Genomic DNA, 18,129 nt, shown 5'->3' with positions numbered 1-18,129 from the left:
GTGGACTCCTTGCTGTTCGCGGCGCGCATTGCCGCTGCGGGCTACGCCCTTCGCGCTAATGCGCGCCAGCATGAAAAACCAACCACTGTCAGATTTAGTCTAGTCCACCGCATTTGAAGGGAGGGACTCCAGCGCGCCGGCCGGCTCGATCCATTCGCGTGCCCAGGCATTCAGGTAGTCCGTTGTCGGGAGGGCCTCCTGTGCATGCAGAAGGCGATCGACAGCCTCCGACAATCTTCCTTGCCACGCCCAGAGCAATGCCCTGAGCGCTTCGGTCGACGCGTAGCGATGTTCGGTTTCTGGCAGCAACACTTCGTCCGCTCGATCACCTGCTCGCTGCGCATAACGCCTCGCAAGATGCAGCCACTCCGGGCGCGCTGGTGCATAGGTGAGTAGCGCAGCCAAATGCTCGGCGCCGTGCGGGAGATTCTCGCCTGATTCGATTTCGGCAAAAGCGATAAATGCTTCGAACTCCGAGGTTCCGGTGCGAAGCTCAAGTGTTTTTTCCGAGGTAATTGCCGGCGCCGGCACTTTCGTTCCTTTACGGGAAAAAGGTTTCCACCAAGACATATTCTGGTTTTCCAATCCTGTAAACACGTGGCTATAGTTTGCGAATAGGCAGGCCCTTTGGCCATCGTGTGTGTCCGGTTGTCAGACGCCACACATGGCTACCACCACCGCGAATCGTAGTGCACCAAGCGCGAAATCTTCGTCACTGCCAAGGTTGATTGACTACTCGATACTCCTGTTCCTGACGGCTCGAACACGTAATGCAAATGCGCGATGACGCAGACCCTGCGGGAAACGTCGATTCCCGGAAATTTCCTGCAACAACTCGCATATTTTGTCGTCGATAGCTAGACCTTGCTCTAACCAACCGATCGCGAGATCGCACCAATATGGGGTTGGCCATCGCAACCCAGCCGCCATGACTTGTCGAGCAGAATCGACGCTGGATCCATACTCCGCCAGCGGGCGCTCGAGTGGTTTGACGATTGAAGGGGATTTCATCTCGACGCTTGATTTGCGTAGTTTCGGAGGACGGCGAGAGCGACTCCAGTCGATTCTCTTTGATGTTGGCGTTCGTGTCGACCGACTCATTTGACCTGACTGGCAATAGGGTTCATGTTTCCGAACGATGCGCCAGGAACAAAAAAGGCCCTTGCGGGCCTTTTGAAGACAAAGATGCAGACAACGCTTACCGCGTCAACGCCGTAAACCCCTCCAGCAACCGCTCGACATCAGCCGCCTGAATCGCGCCCATCGTCGAAATCCGGAACAGCTCCTTCGACAACCCGCCTTGCCCCGCATAGATCACGAAGCCACGCGCCTTGAGCCCGTCGTGCAGCGTCTCGTACGTCACACCTTGCGGCAACCGGTACGCACGCAGCACCACCGACGATTCGCCTTCCGGCAGCACCAGCGGCATCCCGCGCGCCGCAAGCCCGGCTTGCGCCTGATCGGCGAGCGCCTTGTAATGCGCATGCCGCGCACGCCAGCCGCCAGCCTCGTCAAACTCGCGCAGCGCCTCGACGAGTGCGTAATACGCATGCACGGAAGGCGTGAACGGCGTATTGCGCTGATCCTGCAGCTTCGCGAGACGACCGAGATCGAGGTAGTAAGTACGGCTTGCGGCCTTCGCGAGCGCACTACGACGCACGATCACGAACGCCGCGCCCGGCACACCATGCAGGCACTTGTTCGCGGTGGCAGCCACGGCATCGATATCGCCACCGGCAAAATCGATCGCTTCCGCACCAAAGCTGCTCACACCATCAACGAGCATCTTCACGCCACGCGCACGGCAGACTTCCGCGATCGCGCCGAGATCGTTCAGGCGGCCGGTCGTCGTTTCATGATGAATCACGGCAACGTGCGAATACCCACCCGCATCGAGCTTCGCACCAATCTGCGCGAGATCGGGCGCCTGCATCCACTCATGCTTGAGCACATCATGCGCGATCCCGTACTGCGTCGCGATCTGCGAAATCCGCTCGCCATACACACCGTTCTCGATCACGAGCAGCTTGCCGTCCTTCGGCACGAGCGCGGCGATCATGCTTTCGACCGCGGCCGTGCCCGACCCCGTCATCAGCACGGCCGCCCACTCAGCCGGATCGAGTTCATACGCGGCGACGAGACGCGCACGCGCCTCATCCTGCAGATCGAAGAATTCGCTTTCGCGATGGCACAGATCGGGTTGCAGCAGGCTGCGGCGCACGCGTTCGGTGAGCGTGACCGGGCCGGGGTTCAGCAGCAGCATCAATGGGCTCCTTCAACGTGGGCTTCGGCCTGCGCGGCGCCGATGTGCCGCATCAGACGATTCTTGACCTCGACCGGCGTGACGGTCGGGCGGGGCAGGCCGTCGGGCACGCCGGTGCGGATCGCGAGCCGCACGAACTGCGTACCGTCGGCCGGCGCGGCCAGCACCGTATCGAGCACGTCCAGCGTATCGCCTTCGACCGCCGACGCATACCCGCACGCGGCAGCCACACCCGCGAACGAAACATGTTGCGACACGGTGGCCTGGCCACCGGTCGATTCGTGCGCACCGTTGTCGAGCAGCACGTGCGTGAGGTTCGCCGGGCCGTAGGTGCCGAGCGTCGCGAACACGCCCATGCGCATCAGCGCGGCGCCGTCGCCGTCGACCGCGACCACGCGCAGGTCGGGGCGCGCAAGCGCGAGGCCGAGCGCGAGCGACGTCACGCAACCCATCGAGCCGACCATGTACAGCTGGTTCGGGCGGTCGTCGATTGCGTAGAGTTCGCGGCCGCAGAAGCCGGTCGACGCGATCACGACGGTCGATTCGACCGGCGTGTGCGCGATTACGCGCTGCAGCGCGTCCTGGCGGGTCGGCCACGCATCGGTCGACGCGGCGCGCGACGACGACTGTGCAGCGACATGCGCGCGCGGTTTCGCGGCCGGGTTGGCCTTCAGCTCATACGGCGCGACGCTGCCTTTCTGCATCACGAGCGCGTACGGGCGGCCCGTCGCGTCCATGTGCGCAATCGCGCGGTCGAGTGCCGGGCCGACCTGTTCGGGGTCGGTCGGGAACGTCTCCCACGGGATCTCCATCGTGTCGAGCATCGCGGGCGTGATCGGGCCCATCAGCGCGTGCTGCGGCTCGTCGGCCACGCCCGGCTGGCCGCGCCACGTGACGATCAGCAGCTGCGGCAGGCGGAACGTCCACGTGAGCGACGTGAGCGGGCTCACCGCGTTGCCGAGCCCCGAGTTCTGCATCATCGCGATGCCGCGCTTGCCACCGAGCGTCGCGCCCGCGATCAGCGCGACCGCGTCGCCTTCGTTCGCGGCCGACACGTAATTCAGCGTCGGGTCCTGCAGCACGTAATTGATGAACGGCGTCAGGTACGAGCAGGGCACGCCCGCGTACCAGTCGAAACCACGCTCGCGCGCGGCCTCGACGAACTGGGCCGCTTCGATCATTGCGCGCCCCCGTTGCCGGCACCCGGTTCGGACAGCGGCGTCTGGCCGTGCGCGAAGTCGCCCGCGCGGCGGAAGTCTTCGAGATCGTTGACGCCGCGCCAGTGGCCGTGCACGTACTGCACTTCGATCTTCTCGCCGGCGGCGATCAGTTCGTTGAGCAGCGACGGGATATCGAGCGTGTCGAAATCCGGACGCGCCTGCAGCGTCGCGAGCATCGCCTTCAGGCGGTCGACACCGGCGCCGCGCACGTTCAGCAGGCCGATCCAGCGGCCGTGCGGCGTGCCTGCGGCGACGTCGCTCGATACGCGTTGCAGGTACGTCTTCTGGCCGAACAGGCCGCGATCGTCTGCGGCGGAGCAGAGCGCGAAATCACGCACGCTCTGGTTGGTCTCGGTGAGCGACGAATCGACCACCACGCTGAACTCGGCCTCGCTCTCCGCCAGGTCGCGCACGATGTAGCTGCGGAACAGCAGGTCGCCGTACGAGATCACGGTGTCGCCGGTCAGGCGGTCGGCCGCGCAGGCGAGCGACGCGAGTTCGCCCGTCTGTGCATGGCGTTCGTTGACGACGAGCTTGATGCCCGACGTGTCGATCGCGTCGGCGCGATAGCCGCCGACCACGGTGATGTCGTTCACGCCGTGCGTCTTGAAGCCGTCGACGAGCCAGCGCAGCAGCGGCTTGCCGGCGACCGGCAGCATGACCTTCGGCTTGTCTTCGGTCACGGCTTCCAGGCCCTTGCCGCGGCTCGCGGCGAGCACGATCGCCGCGTTCGACGCACGCGACGACGACGACAGGTAGATACGCTCGGCCGCCGAGTATTCGTCGGCGTCCTGCAGGCGGAAGATCTCGTTGACCGATGCAACGCGGTCCTCGACGTTGATCAGCGTTTCGCTCTCGTGGATCTCGCGTGCGGTCGCCTGCATCGCGGATGCCGACGCGCGGATCAGGTGGTTCGCCCAGATCACGGTGCTGATGCCGGCCTGGCGGAACACGTCGGTCGGCGTGCTGTAGTACTTGGTCGGCACGATTACGAGCGGCGCCTTGCCGCTCCATTCGCGCGCGAATTGCAGGATCTCGTCCGGGCGCGACAGCTTGCTGTGGATCAGGATCGCGTCGGCGCCGGCTTCCGCGTATGCGTTCGCGCGGCGCAGCGCCTCGTCCATGCCCCAGCCGGCGATCAGCGCTTCGACACGCGCGACGATCGAGAAGTCGGGATCGGTCTGCGAATCCTTGCCGGCCTTGATCTTGCCGCAGAATTCGTCGATTTCCGCGAGCGGCTGGCGCTCGCCGCCGATGAAGCTGTTGGTCTTCGGGAACTGCTTGTCCTCGATACAGACGCCGGCGATGCCGCGCTGCTCGAGCTTCTTCACGAGGCGGCGCACGTTGTTGAAGTTGCCGTAGCCGGTGTCGCCGTCGAGCAGGATCGGCAGGTCGCTCGCATCCGCCATGAATTCGAGCACGTCGACGACCTGGGTCCAGCTGGCTTCGTTGTTGTCACGCACGCCGAACTGCGCGGAGATCGCGAGGCCCGATGCCCAGATGCCCTTGAAGCCGGCTTCGCGGACGATCCGCGCGGACAAGCCGTTGTGCGCTTCCATCAGGAATTCGAGGTCGCTGCTGACGAGCATGCGGCGCAGGCGTGCGCTGCGCGATTCGGTGAAGTTGGGTTCGCGTGCGTTCATCGTGCGACTCCTGCGGTGGTGCGTTGAATCAGGGGGAGGATTTCTTGCGTGGCGCGAGCGACGTCGTTCGGGAAGTCGATCTCGATCCACGGCGAGCCGGTGACGTCGGCGACGTCGAACGAGTGGCCGCCTTCGAGCAGCAGGTCGCGCACGGCTTCTTCGTGCGGCATGTTCGCGCGGCCGCTGTCGACGTAGCCCGCGACGATCGTCGCGAGGCGGCGTGCGGTGCCTTCGGTGAAGCGGAAGAAGCCGACCGATTCGCCGATCGTGTCGTACTGGAGGTCGACCGCGAGCTGCTTGCGCAGCTCGACCGGCACGCCGTCCTTCAGGCACAGCTTGACGGGCTCGTCGCCGGCTTCGAAGTCGCGATCGATCAGCAGGCGGTCGACCGCACGGTCGGAATCGGCCACCAGCGCGTGCAGGATGTTCTCGTCATACAGCACGTCGGCGTCCATCAGCAGCACGTCGCCGCCGCGCGTCATCGCATCGGCGACGGTATGCACGGTCAGCACGCTGCCGAGGTCGTAGCGGTCGTTGATCACGATCTCGGCCTGGCGGCCGAGGCGCTTCAATTCCTGCTCGACCTTCTCGTGCTGGAAGCCGAGCCCAAGCACGATCTCGTCGACGCCTGCGGCATCGAGTACGCGCAGATGGCGCTCGAGCAGCGAAACGTCGTCGAAGCGCAGCAGGCACTTCGGGTACTGCGCCTCGGGCGGTTGTTGCAGGCGCAAGCCGAGGCCTGCCGCAAGAATGATGGCTCGCATGGGTTCTCCAACCAAAAAGCCGGCGGATCTGAACGATCAGTCGGCGAGCGGCTGCGGCGCACGGCGCCGCTGCCAGTTTCTTTCACTGAAATGCAGATAGAGCAGGCCGGGCAGGCCGAGCGCGAGTTCGCGCGCGCGTTTCGCAAGCGACAGCGCGAGCGCCGCGTCGGGCGGCAGTCCGACCAGCGGCGCGAGAAGCAGGTAACCGCCTTCCTGCGCGCCGAGCGAGCCCGGGATCGCGAAGGCCGCGCCACGAATGGCCTGGCCGACACTCTCGAGCAGCAGCGCGTCGAGCCAGCTCACCGGATGCCCGAGGAAGTGCAGCGCGAGCCACACTTCCGCGGTGCCGACGATCCAGCCGACGAGACTCAATGCGAAGGTCTTCGCGACCTTCGCGCGATCGCGGTACAGCGCGCCCACCGCGTCGTCGATCGCATCGGCGCGGGTGGCCAGCGACGACCAGTCGCGCGGGCCGAGCAGCTTCGACGCGAGGCGCAGGCCGCGGCCGAACAGCCCGCGCCGCTGCGCCACATAGAACAGCGCGGCGAGGGCGCCGAGCACGCCGGTGGCGATCAGCGCGGGCGTGCGCAGGTGCGCGACCGATTCGTGCGTCGCATACAGGCTGAACGCGGCGATGCCGATCAGCGCGAACGCCATCTGCGAAAGCGCCTGCATCGTCGTGCTGACCGTGACGGCGGCCGCCGCGTCGGCCATCCGCGTGCCGCGCTGCGCGAGGTGGCGCACCATCAGCACGGGGCCGCCGATCTGCCCGGCGGGCAGCAGGCTGTTCACCGATTCGCCGACCCAGCGCGCGCGCAGCGCGTTGCCGAGCTCGGCACCCGGCTGGCCGGGGCGGAACATCACGGAGATCGCCATCGCGTCGATCACGAGCGGCACGACGTGGAACGCCGCGACGAGCGCGAGCCCCCAGCCGGCCGCGAGGAACGTGGACGCCACCGCGCCGACGCCCTGCCAGGCAAGGAGTGCAACGAAGAGTGCGGTCCCGAGGGACAGCAGGATAAGGCCGGCGCGTGTCATGACCCGGTCGTGCGTCGCGTCGCCAGTTGCTTGAACACCTGGCGGAAACCGAAATACGCGATCGCATCCTTCATGTTCGAGATGAAGCGCTTCCACGGTCGCATGCCGGGGTTCGTCACGTATTCGAACGTGAGCGACACGCGCATCTCGTTCTGGCCGAGCGGCGTGATGCGATGGCGCAGCTTGTCGCCGTCGAACAGCACGATGCCGCCGTCGGCGATCTGCACGGAGCCGGACTCGTCGGCCACGTCCGGATTGCGCGTGTGCAGCTCGTAGTCGAGCCGGCACGACGATTCGTCGATCACGCCGATCAGCAGCGTGTAGCGGCGGCCGTCGTAGTACGACGTGTCGTAGTGCCAGCCGATGTGGTCGCCGGGCTTCGTGTAGTAATACAGCGCGTATGCGTGCGGATCGTCGTCCGGCGACAGCATCAGCTTGTCGCCCGTCACTTTTTCGAGGAACGAGATCAGCGCCTTCGAGCGATACAGTTCCGCGATGTACGGCGCCTGTTCGTCGATCGTATGGCGGCTTACGCTGCCGCCTTGCTTGTGGCCGGGCAGGTAATTGCGGTTCAGGCCGGCCTGCATCGCGCGGGCGGCGTCGGCCAGCTTCGCGTGCGCGTCGGCCGGCAGGAATTGGTCGAGGTACAGGAACGAGCCCTGGCGCGTGTAGTCGCCGCGCAGGCGGTCGAGGTCGAGCGTGCCGACACGGTCGGCCACGGTGCGATCGGGGTCGGCCGCGGCCGCGCGCACGGGCGCGGGGCGTGCCGGGCTCAGCACGGAGTCGTCGCGCGTGCTAGGAGTCATTTGGAAGCCTGGATTTCAGTAGGGTTCTGCGAAACGTTGCCGCGCCGGACGATGCGCCACCAGTCGAACACGACCCACGCGGCGAACAGCGGGGCGCCGATCGACGCCGCGAGCAGGAACGGCTCGACCCCGTCGAACAGCGTCACGAGCGGCAGCAGGTAAAGCACGTCTTCGGTCTCGAAGCCGCCGGCGAATGCCTGCTTGGTGCCGGCCTTGCCGGCGAACGATTCGATCCGCATGCGCAGGAAGAAGATCAGTGCAACGGCCGCGCCGGCCACCGCGCCGAGCAGCACCGGCGACGCAGCCATCTGGCCGCCCTGGGCGACGATGCCGACGCCCATGCTGACGAACAGCGCGACCGTGACGAGCGCGTCTGCCGCGAGGTCGTAAAAATGACCGATCTTGCTGGATTTCCCGCTGATGCGCGCGAGCTCGCCATCGGTGTGGTCGACGAAGTTCGACAGCACGATCAGGAACGCGCCTGCATTGCTCCAGCCGAAGCCGCCGTGCGCGAGGCACCAGGCGCCGGCGAGGCCGATCAGCAGGCGAACGGTAGTGAGGTGATTCGGGGTGACGGGCGTGTCGACGAGCGGTCGGACAAGCGAGCGCGCGAGCCGCGCATCCCAGGTGCGAGGCAGGGGCGGTTCGGAACGTGTGGCGGTTTTTCTTTGGTCCATCGGCGAAATATATACGGAATTGTAATTTGGTGCTTTTTATTCGATCAATGTCCTGACATGAGGGAGTGTTACCGCGTCTTGCGGCGATCGGCCGGCCCAAAAGCGCGTGCGCGAAAGGGTGGCCGAGCGTGGCTGCGGCATCCGTATTCCAGTGTGGTTCGCGTCGCGCGACTGTCAAGGGCGGACGGGCCGCACAGGCCGGTGCGGCAATGCTTTTCGCGCGTCCCGCCGCGCGTCGCGCGGCGCGTGCGAGCTTGACGTGCGTCAGGTCGGAACGAGCCGCATCGGGTGACAATTGGCCGCGCCGGAAGGGCGTCGGTCATTGCCGATCGGCAGGCGATAAATCCGAATGGAAATCCGTCGATTGATGCGCACGGGTTGTCGATCGACAGCAGGTCATTCTGCCCGATGCTTTCGCGCACCTTTCGTGAGCATTCGATTTAAACGGCGCGCCTGTCACAGAACGGTCGTTCGATACCCGGCAAATCCGGCAAGGATCTTTTGCATTTGGCGGACATTTCGCAGCAATGGCCTCTGCGATACTCCGACCGTGCCTGTGGTGCCGGCCGCCCCTCGCGGCCCCAAGGGCTTCATGTCGCTCAGGAGACACCCCCCGCGACGTCAACGACAGACCCAAGCGTCAGAAACCAGCCATGTCTTCATCACGCATCCTCGCTCCCGCCCTGCGTTCGCTCGTCCGCACCGCCGACGAAGCCGCCGCGCTGATCCGTCCCGGCATGACCGTCGCCATGAGCGGCTTCACGGGCTCCGGCTATCCGAAGGCCGTGCCGGCCGCACTTGCCGCCCACATCGACGCGGCGCACACGCGCGGCGAGGACTTCCGGATCAACGTACTGACGGGCGCATCGACCGCGCCGGAACTCGACGGCGCGCTCGCCCGCACCAACGGCATCTCGATGCGCCTGCCGTACCAGTCCGACCCGACGTTGCGCGACAAGATCAACGGCGGCGAAGTCGACTACCAGGACGTCCACCTGAGCCACGTCGCGCAGTACGCATGGTTCGGGCTGTACGGCGATCTCGACGTCGCGATCGTCGAAGTCGCGGGCATCCGCGAGGACGGCCTGCTGATTCCGTCCGCGTCGATCGGCAACAACAAGACCTGGCTCGAACGCGCGAAGCACGTGATCCTCGAAGTCAACTCGCGCCAGCCGCTCGGCCTCGACGGGATGCACGACGTCTATTACGGCACCGCGCTGCCGCCGCACCGCAAGCCGATTCCGCTGACGAAGAGCGACGACCGGATCGGCGAGCCGTACCTGCGCTGCCCGGCCGACAAGATCGTCGCGATCGTCGAGACCGACGCGCCGGATCGCAGCAACGCGTTCTCCGCGCCGGACGCGACGTCGAAGCAGATCGCCCATCAACTGATCGACTTCCTGCGTCACGAAGTGAAGCGCGGCCGCCTGCCGGAAAACCTGCTGCCGCTGCAGTCGGGTGTCGGCAACATCACGAATGCGGTGCTCGCGGAGCTCAGCTCGGCCGGCTTCTCGAACCTGACCGCGTACACCGAGGTGATCCAGGACGGCATGCTCGACCTGCTGCAGGACGGCACGTTGAGCTTTGCGTCGGCCACCGCGCTGTCGCTGAGCCCGGCCGCCGTGCAGCGCTTCGCCGACGAAATCGCGACGTTCCGCGAGAAGATCGTGCTGCGCCCGCAGGAGATCAGCAACCATCCGGAACTCGTGCGCCGCCTCGGCTGCATCGCGATGAACGGGATGATCGAGGCCGACATCTACGGCAACGTGAACTCGACGCACGTGATGGGCACGAAGATCCAGAACGGCATCGGCGGCTCGGGCGACTTCGCGCGCAACGGCTACCTGTCGTGCTTCATGTCGGCGAGTACCGCAAAGGGCGGCGCGATCTCGCGGATCGTGCCGATGGCGAGCCACGTCGACCACACCGAGCACGACGTCGCGGTGGTCGTCACCGAGCAGGGCCTCGCGGACTTGCGCGGCCTGTCGCCGAAGCAGCGCGCACGCAAGATCATCGCGACCTGCGCGCACCCCGATTACCGGCCGATGCTCGAGGATTACTTCGAGCGCGCGTCGCGCGAAAGCTTCGGCAAGCATACGCCGCACCTGCTCGCCGAGGCGCTGTCGTGGCACGAGCGCTACGTGCGCACCGGCACGATGAAGGCCTGACGCAGAGCGAAGCGGGCGCGCGCCGTACGTGCGCCCGTCAATCCATCGCCGCGTGCGCGATCTCGACGCTCGCCGTTTTCCGCGGCGGGCGGATCAGCAGCAACAGCGGAATCATCAGCAGTGTCGCGACGAACATCAGCTTGAAGTCGTTCAGGTACGCGATCATCGACGCCTGCTGGTTGATCGTGCGGTCGAGCAGCGCGATGTCGAGGCGGCTGCCGGTCATCGCCTGCACCGCCGGGTTGAACGGCGTGATGTGAGTCGCGAGGTCCGCATGCGCGACCTGCGTGTTGCGCGTCATCAGCGTCTGCACGATCGAGATGCCGATACTGCTGCCGATGTTGCGCATCAGGCTGTAGGTGGCCGTGCCGTCCGCACGCAGATCGGGCGGCAGCGTCGAGAACGACAGCGCGCTCAGCGGCACGAACACGAGCCCCAGCCCGAAGCCCTGCACCACGCCGGGCCACACGATGTTCGCTTCGGACAGCACGACCGTGTACTGCATCATCTGCCAGAGCGCGAGCGCGGAAATCGACAGCCCCGCGAGCAGCAGCATCCGCGCATCCACGTATTTCAGCAGCCTGCCGACGAACAGCATCGCGATCATCGTGCCGGCGCCGCTTGGCGCGGTGACGAGGCCCGTCGTCGCGACCGGGTAGCCCATCAGTTTCTGCAGCATCGGCGGCAGCAGCGCGCGAGTCGCGTACAGCACCGCGCCGACCACGAAGATGAACAGCGTGCCGGTGGCGAAGTTCGGGTCGCGCAGCAGTTCCGACTTGAAGAACGACGCCTTGCCGACGGTCGCCGTATGCACGAGGAAGAACGCGAAGCTGAGCGCCGCGACGATCGCCTCGATGCGGATCTCGTACGAGCCGAACCAGTCGAGCTGTTCGCCGCGGTCGAGCATGGCCTGGAACGCGCCGATCGCGAGCGCGAGCGTCGCGAAGCCGAACGCGTCGAACTTCACGTGCGGGCGCGGCGCGCGTGCGGGCAGGAAGGTCATCACGCCGGCGAGCGCGAACGCGCCGATCGGCACGTTGATGAAGAACACCCAGCGCCAGTTGTAGCTGTCGGTGAGCCAGCCGCCGAGCGTCGGGCCGAGGATCGGGCCGACCATCACGCCCATCCCCCAGATCGCCATCGCCTGGCCTTGTTTCTCGCGCGGATTGATGTCGAGCAGGATCGACTGCGACAGCGGCACCAGCGCGGCGCCGAACACGCCCTGCAGCAGGCGCGCGCCGACGATCTGCACGAGCGTCTCGGACAGCCCGCACAGCGCCGACGCAACCGTGAAGCCCGCGATCGACACGATCAGCAGCCGTTTCACGCTGAGCCGGTCGGACAGCCAGCCGGTGAGCGGGGTCGCGATCGCCGCGGCGACGATATACGAGGTCAGCACCCACGTGATCTCGTCCTGCGACGCGGACAGCGTGCCCTGCATGTGCGGCAGGGCGACGTTCGCGATCGTGCTGTCGAGGGTCTGGATCAGTGTGGCGAGCATGATCGACAAGGTCAGCATCGGCCGGTTCAGCGCGGGCGAGGCGGGGGCGTCGGCGGCGGGGTTCAAGCGGTGTCTCCGTGGGGCGGTCGCCGTGGGCGGCGATCCGGTGTGACTTGAATTATAAGCACGCTTATTATATATCCGCTTATCGACTGGGCATGATCGGCTTGACCCCTATAATCGCCGCATGGACAAGACTTACGAGAACCGGATCGGCTATCTGATTGCCGACGTCGCCCGCCTGAACGGACGCCTGTTCGACCGGCGCGCGAAGCGCATCGGGCTGACACGGGCGCAAAGCCGCGTGCTCGCGTACCTGACGTGGAAGGGCGAGATGAATCAGGCGCGGCTCGCCGAATGGCTCGAGATCGCGCCGATCTCGCTCACGCGGTTGCTCGACCGGATGGAAAGCTACGGCTGGATCGAGCGCGTCGCGAACGACGACGATCGCCGCGCATTCATGATCCGGCTGACCGACAAGTCGCGCGAGATCTTTCCGCAGATGCTCGAAGTGGGTGACACCGTCGCCGACGACGGGCTGCGCGGCTTCACGCCCGACGAGCGCGATACGCTGGTGCGGCTGCTCGGGCGCGTGCGCCGCAACCTGATCGACTGCGGCGGGGAATGATGCGGGCCGCCATTCGGGCGGCCCGGATGAACGACCTGAAAACACCGGGTGGCAGCGCGCGAGCACGCCGCGTTTGCCCCCATGCCGGCACGCGGCGTTGTCATGGCCGTTGCGCTGGTGCCGATGCCCGGCGTGGCCTTCGTCCGGCTGGCACAGGACGAGCGCCCGTTGGGCTCGACAAAGCGCTTGCGTGGGTGTCGATGTCGGCTCGGTCGAGCCGACGCCAGCTGTTAGGGCCTTGGGGAGTCCATGTGCTCAACGGGCCAGCGCCGCGAGCATGTACGCCGCAAGATAGAGCCCCACTCCGTACGACAGATGCGTGACGACGCTGCGCCGGCGCGCGACGCCCGGCTGCGGTGTGCGCGACGCCGCGATGCCGAGACCGAGCGCCGGCTGCATCACGAAGAACGGGGCGGCGACGCTCGCGAGCCCGGCGACGAGTGCCGGCAGCGGCGTCGGCGCGTCGATCCACGTCTGGCCGGCGATCAGGAGGGGCAGCGCCGCGAACGCGATGCCGATCGCGTAATGGGCGCCCCAGCCGAGCGCGCGTTCGCCGGGAACGGGTGCCGAGGCGACGATCGACGCATGCCGGAACCGGCCGTGCATCATGTGACCGATCCAGCGGCCGACCAGCGCATAGTCGAGCGACGGAATGCCGAAGGCACGCCGCCGGAACAGCGTCCACAGATCCATCACGAGCGTGGCGCCCGTGCCGATCAGCAGCAGGTCGAGCAGGAGGGCGGGCAGGCTCATCGCGTCCCTCCGCAGAAAAGGGAACAGGCTGCGCCGCGCAGCGGAATACAGCGTGGTTTCAACGGTTTCATGTCAGTCCGGGCTTGTCTTCATGGAGTCGAACGACTATCTTGCAACTTCAAGTTCACTTGAGGTCAAGCATGAGTCGGCTGGACATTGCAGAGGTGGCGCGACGCTCGGGATTGCCCGCGTCGACGCTGCGCTATTACGAGGAAAAAGGGCTGATCGGGCCGATCGGCCGCCACGGGCTGCGGCGGCAGTACGACGAGTCGGTGCTGGAGCGCCTGGCGCTGATCGCGCTGGGCCGCGAGGCCGGCTTTTCGCTCGACGACATCCTCGCGATGGTCGGCACGGACGGCCTGCCTGCGATCGATCGCGCGAAGCTCGACGGCAAGGCCGACGAACTCGACCGCACGATTCGCCGTCTCGGCGCCGTGCGCGATGCGTTGCGGCATGCGGCCGTGTGCCCGGCATCGAACCATCTCGAATGCCCGTCGTTCCAGAAGCTGCTGCGCATCGCCGCGCATCGCCATCCGGCCCGCCGGACCAAGACGGAAGGCGCGTAGGCGGCGAGCGGGGATTGGCGGGTTGGTGTGGTGGCAGGGTGGGGCGCCGAGCCATTCCCTGCCGGACATCCAACACAGGAACAACGGGGTTGCGTGTGTGGATTTTGCTTGTGTTTCCTGCCGCGTATGCGGCATCGAGGGTCGCGCCGCATTACGGGGTGCTCGCCGGGCTCGCGACGGTGGCCGTCGTGATGGTGACGCCGCAAGTGCTGCTGGCGTTGGGAATCGATTGGGTGACACGGCGGCGCGGGGGTATCGAACCGCCTGTCATGGCCGCTCCACCTGTACAGACCGATGGTCTGGATGACGAACTGGCTGACGAGCCCGACGACCTGCCCGATGTGCCGCTTCGATACGGCGAGCAGGCACGATTCAAACAACTGGTGCTGATTGCCGACGCTGCGCGGTCCGAAGTGACGCGCAGTTTCTACGACAAGGCGAAGCGGACGATCGAAGCCTACGTGGACGTCGAGACAGGGCGTGACGGTTCGGGGGCGGCGATGGTGTCGGCGGCCGATCTCGCCCCGGCAGACGGCTCGCCCGCCGCGCCGCCGGAGGAAACGCTGATCGTGTTCGTGTCGAACGACGGTGCGTGGTCGGGGTTTCGTGTCGGCGACGACAGCTTCCGGTTTCGCCATGGCGCAATCACGAGATTGCGACTCACGCACGTGATGCCGGTTCGCTGGAACGGCGACTACATGGTGACGTTCTCGTTCGACGTGCCGAAGCGGGAGCACAGAACCGATTACAACGCGTATTCGACCGGGTTCGATCTCGGGGTGAACCGTGCCAGCCGCCATTCCCGCTCGCTTAACCAGGCCTTTCGCCAGGTTGCGTCGGTGCTCGACATCCCGTTCGACATCGACGAGGTCGGCGACGACTGACTCAGCCCGCGTAGTACACGCGGCATTCCCGCTCGCGCCCGCGCACGATGCGCTTGCCGACGAGCGAGCCGTACGTTTCGGTGAAGACGGTGCGCTGGTGTTCGCGCTGCAGGGCGTCGTAGAAATAGAGCGAGACCCAGTCCGTCGGGCGGGAGGCCTCCGGCGTGCGCATCGCGGCATGCAGGCACAGCGCGGTGAAATGCCAGCCGCCCTTGGTCATGTGCATTACGGGTAGCGGCACGTAGTCGTCCGCATTCGGGCGCCGATGCGCGGTGACGCGTTGCACGAAGCCCGGCGTCGGCAACACGCCGGCGGCGGCCTTGTTGCGGTACAGGCGGTCGATGTAGAGGAGGAGTTCGACGGGCGGCTCCGTGCCGGGGCCGGCGTCCTGCACGTGGCCCTGCCAGCGCCGGCGGCGGCTGAGCACGTGGTCGAGCGCGGTGCGGATGCCGGCCGCGCGCCGCGGGCCGACGCCCGAGATCGTTTCGAGCTGGCCGTTGCGGGCCGCGCGTTCGAGTTCCTCGAGCGTATCGATGTGCAGCAGGTCGTGAATGCGCAGCGCGAGCGCGTGGCCGATGCCCGGCACCGCTTCGAACGCGGAGGTGCGTTCGGCGTCGCCGCACAGCCGGTCGAGCTGGCGCCAGCGCCCCGTGACCAGCAGCTCGGCAATCGCCTGGGCGACGCCCGTGCCGATCTCGGGCAGCGTCCCGAGCGCATCGACGCCACCGGATTCGAACAGGGTGCGGATGTCGAGGTCGAGCGCATCGACCGTCTCGGCAGACGCGCGGTATGCGGCGACCCGGTACGGATTCGCGCCCTGGTCAGCCAGCCGCTGCGCCGCCTCGCGCAGGCAGGCCGCGATATGCCGGTTTTCCTCATACGTTTGGCTGGCGCTCGTCTGCATGGCGAGGGACCTGGGGAAGCACAAACGGAATGGACACGGCGAGCAATGCGCCGGTCGGCTGTGCATCATTGTCGCGACACGCGACGAAGAAAACTTGACGCACGTCAATGGCAAACGTAGCACAGGTTTGAAGCGCACGGTCGTGCCGGAAAGCGGCACGACCGTGCGTCGCGTGATGCGATCAAGCGTCGAGGAACGACTGCGCGTTTTCGGCCTCGGCGGCCGTGCGCAACGCGGCGAGCGCCCGTTTCTCGATCTGCCGCACGCGTTCACGCGACATGCCCGCGTCCTGCGCGATCGCGTCGTAGGTATCGGGCTCGGCGCCGCCGAGGCCGAACCGCCGGCGCAGCACGTCGGCCTCGGCCGGCGTGACCGACCGGAGCAGCGACCTCACGCACTCGCGCATCCGCGTGTCGGCCAGTTGCTCGAACGGGCTGGCCGACGCCTGGTCCTCGATCAGCTCCACGAGGCTGGTGTCGGCGTCGGGCAGCGGCGTGTCGAGCGATACGGGCTCCGCAGGCAGCGCAAGCACCGCACGCAGCTTGTCTTCGTCGAGGCCGGTTTCGGCCGCGAGGTCGGCCGGCGTCGCCCGGCGGCCCGTGCGCTGGCGAAACCGCAGCGCATGCCGCTGCACACGCTGGTACTGGTCGCCGACGTGCACGGGCACGCGGATCGTGCGGGCGCGATCCGCGACCGCGCGCGCGATCGCCTGGCGGATCCACCAGGTCGCATAGGTCGAGAACTTGAACCCGCGCCGGTATTCGAATTTCTCGATCGCACGCATCAGGCCGAGGCTGCCGTCCTGCACGAGATCGGGCAGGTCGACGCCGCGGTTCATGTACTTGCGCGCGATCGACAGCACGAGCCGCAGGTTCGCCTCGAGCATCGCACGCGTGGCGTCGCGCACTTTCTGCTGGCCGTCTGCAAGCGCGGCGGCGAGCGCCCGCCGCGCGACCGTGTCGAAGCAGGCGGCTTCGCCCGCCACGGCGCGATGCGGCGCGGATACGAGCGTGCGCACGACGCCGCTCGCGTCGTCGACGGCCGGTGCGATCCACGCGATCGAGCCGAGCAGGGCGGCGACGTGGTTGCGTGCGTCACGGTATTCGTCCGAACGGTAGCCGTGTGCGTGCAACGCGCTGCGCAAGGCCGCGACGGCCGCCTGCAGCGCGTCGTAGCTGGCCGGCGCAGGCGTGTCGCCGGCGTCGTCATCGGACGACCCGGCTGCGCCGGTCGAAGCCGTTGCGCGATGACGCGCAAGCAGCGCGTCCACCGCCGCCGGATAGCCGGCGAGCGCGTGCAGGATCTGGTGGCGGCCCGTCTCGATCTCGCGCGCCAGCACGATTTCGCCTTCGCGCGTGAGCAGCGGCACCGCCTGCATGCGGCGCATGTAGAGGGCGAGCGGATCGGTCGACGCGCTCGTGCCGCGTGCGAGGTCGCCGAGCATCGCGCGGCCTTCGTCGAGCGCATCGCGATCGACGTCGACAGGCGCCGAACCGGCGAACGGCGCAGGCGCGGGCGGCTCGTCGAGCACGGCGATGCCGATGTCGGCGAGCGCGGCGCGCACGACGTCGAGCGCGTCGGGGCTGTCGCTTTCGGGCGGCAGCGCGTCGACGAGGTCGGCGTGGGTCAGATAACCCTGTTCGCCGGCGAGCGCCAGCAACTGGATGATCGGATCGAGCGGCGTGTCCGCCCGGAGAGTGGGGCGTGGCGTAGTCATGTCGATGGCGGCGTGAGCCGCGTTCCTGTCTGGGCGGGCCGAAGTCCGCTGGTTTCGGGCCGCCGGTTGCTCGCGAACCCCGTCCGCGCCGGCCAGCCTGACATCGTTTAAGTTGAGGGCATTTGTGCGAACTTCAACGCGGGCGTGGCAGACGCCAGCACGCGGCGTACCCGCGCCCCTCCCGTGCAGGAAACAAAAAGTAACCGATCATACCGAGCGGAAATCTGCAGGGGACGTAAGCTACAGTCAGGCGCGCGCCTGGCGGCGATGCGCGGATTCTGCCGGAGCAACAGATGACCCCGATTCCTGCCGCGAGGTGTGCGGTATTCGCATTGACGACGCTGACTCTAGGCGGCTGTTATTACACGAGTCCGTATGGCTATGCGCCTTACTACGCGCCGGCGCCGGCCACGCTGACGCAGCGCGAGATCCCCGTCACGCCGGCCGCACCGGCCACCGCGGCGCCGGCCACCCCTTCGCCGGGCCCGGCTGCGACGGTGGTCGAACCGGCTCCGGTCTACGTCGCGCCGGCCTATCCGCCGCCGTATCCCTACCCCTATCCGTATCCGTACTATGCCCCCGCGTATTACCCCTGTC

The 18,129-nt window shown here is 66.9% G+C and carries 17 protein-coding genes; 5 read left to right on the top strand and 12 right to left on the bottom strand.

All coding sequences use genetic code 11. The annotated features are described in order from the left end of the window. Nucleotides 1-99: 99 nt before the first annotated feature. The 8 genes from FFS49_RS40740 to FFS49_RS40705 all read right to left on the bottom strand — a co-directional run bounded on the left by FFS49_RS40740 (nt 100) and on the right by FFS49_RS40705 (nt 8,411). On the bottom strand, nt 100-570 hold the full coding sequence (locus FFS49_RS40740; protein ID WP_137951070.1) for a hypothetical protein: 471 nt from the start codon (nt 568-570) through the stop codon (nt 100-102). 628 nt (nt 571-1,198) lie between these two features. Next, the gene (locus FFS49_RS40735; RefSeq protein ID WP_105815406.1) at nt 1,199-2,263 is read right to left on the bottom strand and encodes a 2-aminoethylphosphonate aminotransferase; all 1,065 of its coding nucleotides are present in this window, start codon (nt 2,261-2,263) and stop codon (nt 1,199-1,201) included. Next, nucleotides 2,263-3,444: a phosphonopyruvate decarboxylase gene (gene aepY, locus FFS49_RS40730; RefSeq protein ID WP_105815405.1), complete on the bottom strand. Its 1,182-nt coding sequence runs from the start codon at nt 3,442-3,444 to the stop codon at nt 2,263-2,265. The genes FFS49_RS40735 and aepY overlap by 1 nt, the downstream gene beginning before the upstream one ends. Next, nucleotides 3,441-5,126, bottom strand: a complete 1,686-nt coding sequence (aepX, locus tag FFS49_RS40725) for a phosphoenolpyruvate mutase (protein WP_039357130.1) — start codon at nt 5,124-5,126, stop codon at nt 3,441-3,443. The genes aepY and aepX overlap by 4 nt, the downstream gene beginning before the upstream one ends. Further along, the gene (locus FFS49_RS40720) at nt 5,123-5,890 is read right to left on the bottom strand and encodes a phosphocholine cytidylyltransferase family protein (RefSeq protein ID WP_105815404.1); all 768 of its coding nucleotides are present in this window, start codon (nt 5,888-5,890) and stop codon (nt 5,123-5,125) included. The genes aepX and FFS49_RS40720 overlap by 4 nt, the downstream gene beginning before the upstream one ends. A 36-nt stretch (nt 5,891-5,926) precedes the next feature. Further along, nucleotides 5,927-6,928 carry a TIGR00374 family protein gene (locus FFS49_RS40715; RefSeq protein WP_071332784.1) on the bottom strand — a complete coding sequence of 334 codons (1,002 nt, stop codon included), beginning with the start codon at nt 6,926-6,928 and terminating at the stop codon, nt 5,927-5,929. Next, nucleotides 6,925-7,734 carry a 2OG-Fe(II) oxygenase gene (locus FFS49_RS40710; RefSeq protein ID WP_105815403.1) on the bottom strand — a complete coding sequence of 270 codons (810 nt, stop codon included), beginning with the start codon at nt 7,732-7,734 and terminating at the stop codon, nt 6,925-6,927. The genes FFS49_RS40715 and FFS49_RS40710 overlap by 4 nt, the downstream gene beginning before the upstream one ends. Beyond that, on the bottom strand, nt 7,731-8,411 hold the full coding sequence (locus tag FFS49_RS40705; protein WP_039357120.1) for a CDP-alcohol phosphatidyltransferase family protein: 681 nt from the start codon (nt 8,409-8,411) through the stop codon (nt 7,731-7,733). The genes FFS49_RS40710 and FFS49_RS40705 overlap by 4 nt, the downstream gene beginning before the upstream one ends. A gap of 653 nt (nt 8,412-9,064) precedes the next feature. Here FFS49_RS40705 and FFS49_RS40695 point away from each other — a divergent pair. Next, complete coding sequence (locus FFS49_RS40695) at nt 9,065-10,579, top strand: acetyl-CoA hydrolase/transferase family protein (protein ID WP_039357117.1); 1,515 nt, start codon at nt 9,065-9,067, stop codon at nt 10,577-10,579. Nucleotides 10,580-10,616: 37 nt separating this feature from the next. On the opposite strand, the gene FFS49_RS40690 is transcribed toward FFS49_RS40695, so the two are convergent. Continuing rightward, nucleotides 10,617-12,146, bottom strand: a complete 1,530-nt coding sequence (locus FFS49_RS40690; RefSeq protein ID WP_105815401.1) for a DHA2 family efflux MFS transporter permease subunit — start codon at nt 12,144-12,146, stop codon at nt 10,617-10,619. A 121-nt stretch (nt 12,147-12,267) separates the two neighbouring features. Here FFS49_RS40690 and FFS49_RS40685 point away from each other — a divergent pair, with 121 nt between their 5' ends. Continuing rightward, the gene (locus FFS49_RS40685; protein WP_071332781.1) at nt 12,268-12,708 is read left to right on the top strand and encodes a MarR family transcriptional regulator; all 441 of its coding nucleotides are present in this window, start codon (nt 12,268-12,270) and stop codon (nt 12,706-12,708) included. Between the two features lie 255 nt (nt 12,709-12,963). Here the strand turns inward: FFS49_RS40685 and FFS49_RS40680 are convergent, their stop codons facing one another. Beyond that, on the bottom strand, nt 12,964-13,461 hold the full coding sequence (locus FFS49_RS40680; RefSeq protein ID WP_105815400.1) for a DUF2938 domain-containing protein: 498 nt from the start codon (nt 13,459-13,461) through the stop codon (nt 12,964-12,966). A gap of 140 nt (nt 13,462-13,601) precedes the next feature. Between FFS49_RS40680 and FFS49_RS40675 the strand changes: the two genes are divergently transcribed. Beyond that, nucleotides 13,602-14,027: a helix-turn-helix domain-containing protein gene (locus FFS49_RS40675; RefSeq protein WP_105815399.1), complete on the top strand. Its 426-nt coding sequence runs from the start codon at nt 13,602-13,604 to the stop codon at nt 14,025-14,027. After that, the gene (locus FFS49_RS40670) at nt 13,949-14,911 is read left to right on the top strand and encodes a hypothetical protein (RefSeq protein WP_137909810.1); all 963 of its coding nucleotides are present in this window, start codon (nt 13,949-13,951) and stop codon (nt 14,909-14,911) included. Before FFS49_RS40675 ends, FFS49_RS40670 begins: the two co-directional genes overlap by 79 nt. 1 nt (nt 14,912) lies before the next feature. Here the strand turns inward: FFS49_RS40670 and FFS49_RS40665 are convergent, their stop codons facing one another. After that, nucleotides 14,913-15,815 carry a helix-hairpin-helix domain-containing protein gene (locus tag FFS49_RS40665; RefSeq protein ID WP_105815397.1) on the bottom strand — a complete coding sequence of 301 codons (903 nt, stop codon included), beginning with the start codon at nt 15,813-15,815 and terminating at the stop codon, nt 14,913-14,915. Between the two features lie 181 nt (nt 15,816-15,996). Then, a complete protein-coding gene (locus tag FFS49_RS40660) occupies nt 15,997-17,532 on the bottom strand; it encodes a sigma-70 family RNA polymerase sigma factor (RefSeq protein ID WP_105815396.1) in 1,536 nt (511 codons plus the stop codon). A 293-nt stretch (nt 17,533-17,825) separates the two neighbouring features. On the opposite strand from FFS49_RS40660, the gene FFS49_RS40655 reads away from it, so the two are divergent. Next, on the top strand, nt 17,826-18,129 hold a 304-nt coding region (locus FFS49_RS40655; protein ID WP_137951068.1), incomplete at its 3' end, for a hypothetical protein.

Origin of the sequence: Burkholderia sp. 4NA327C6 (genome assembly GCF_005502655.1) — a bacterium.
Classification (GTDB): Bacteria; Pseudomonadota; Gammaproteobacteria; order Burkholderiales; family Burkholderiaceae; genus Burkholderia; species Burkholderia contaminans.
Note: the sequence above shows the minus strand (reverse complement) of the source record. Positions and strands in the feature narration are given on the sequence as shown.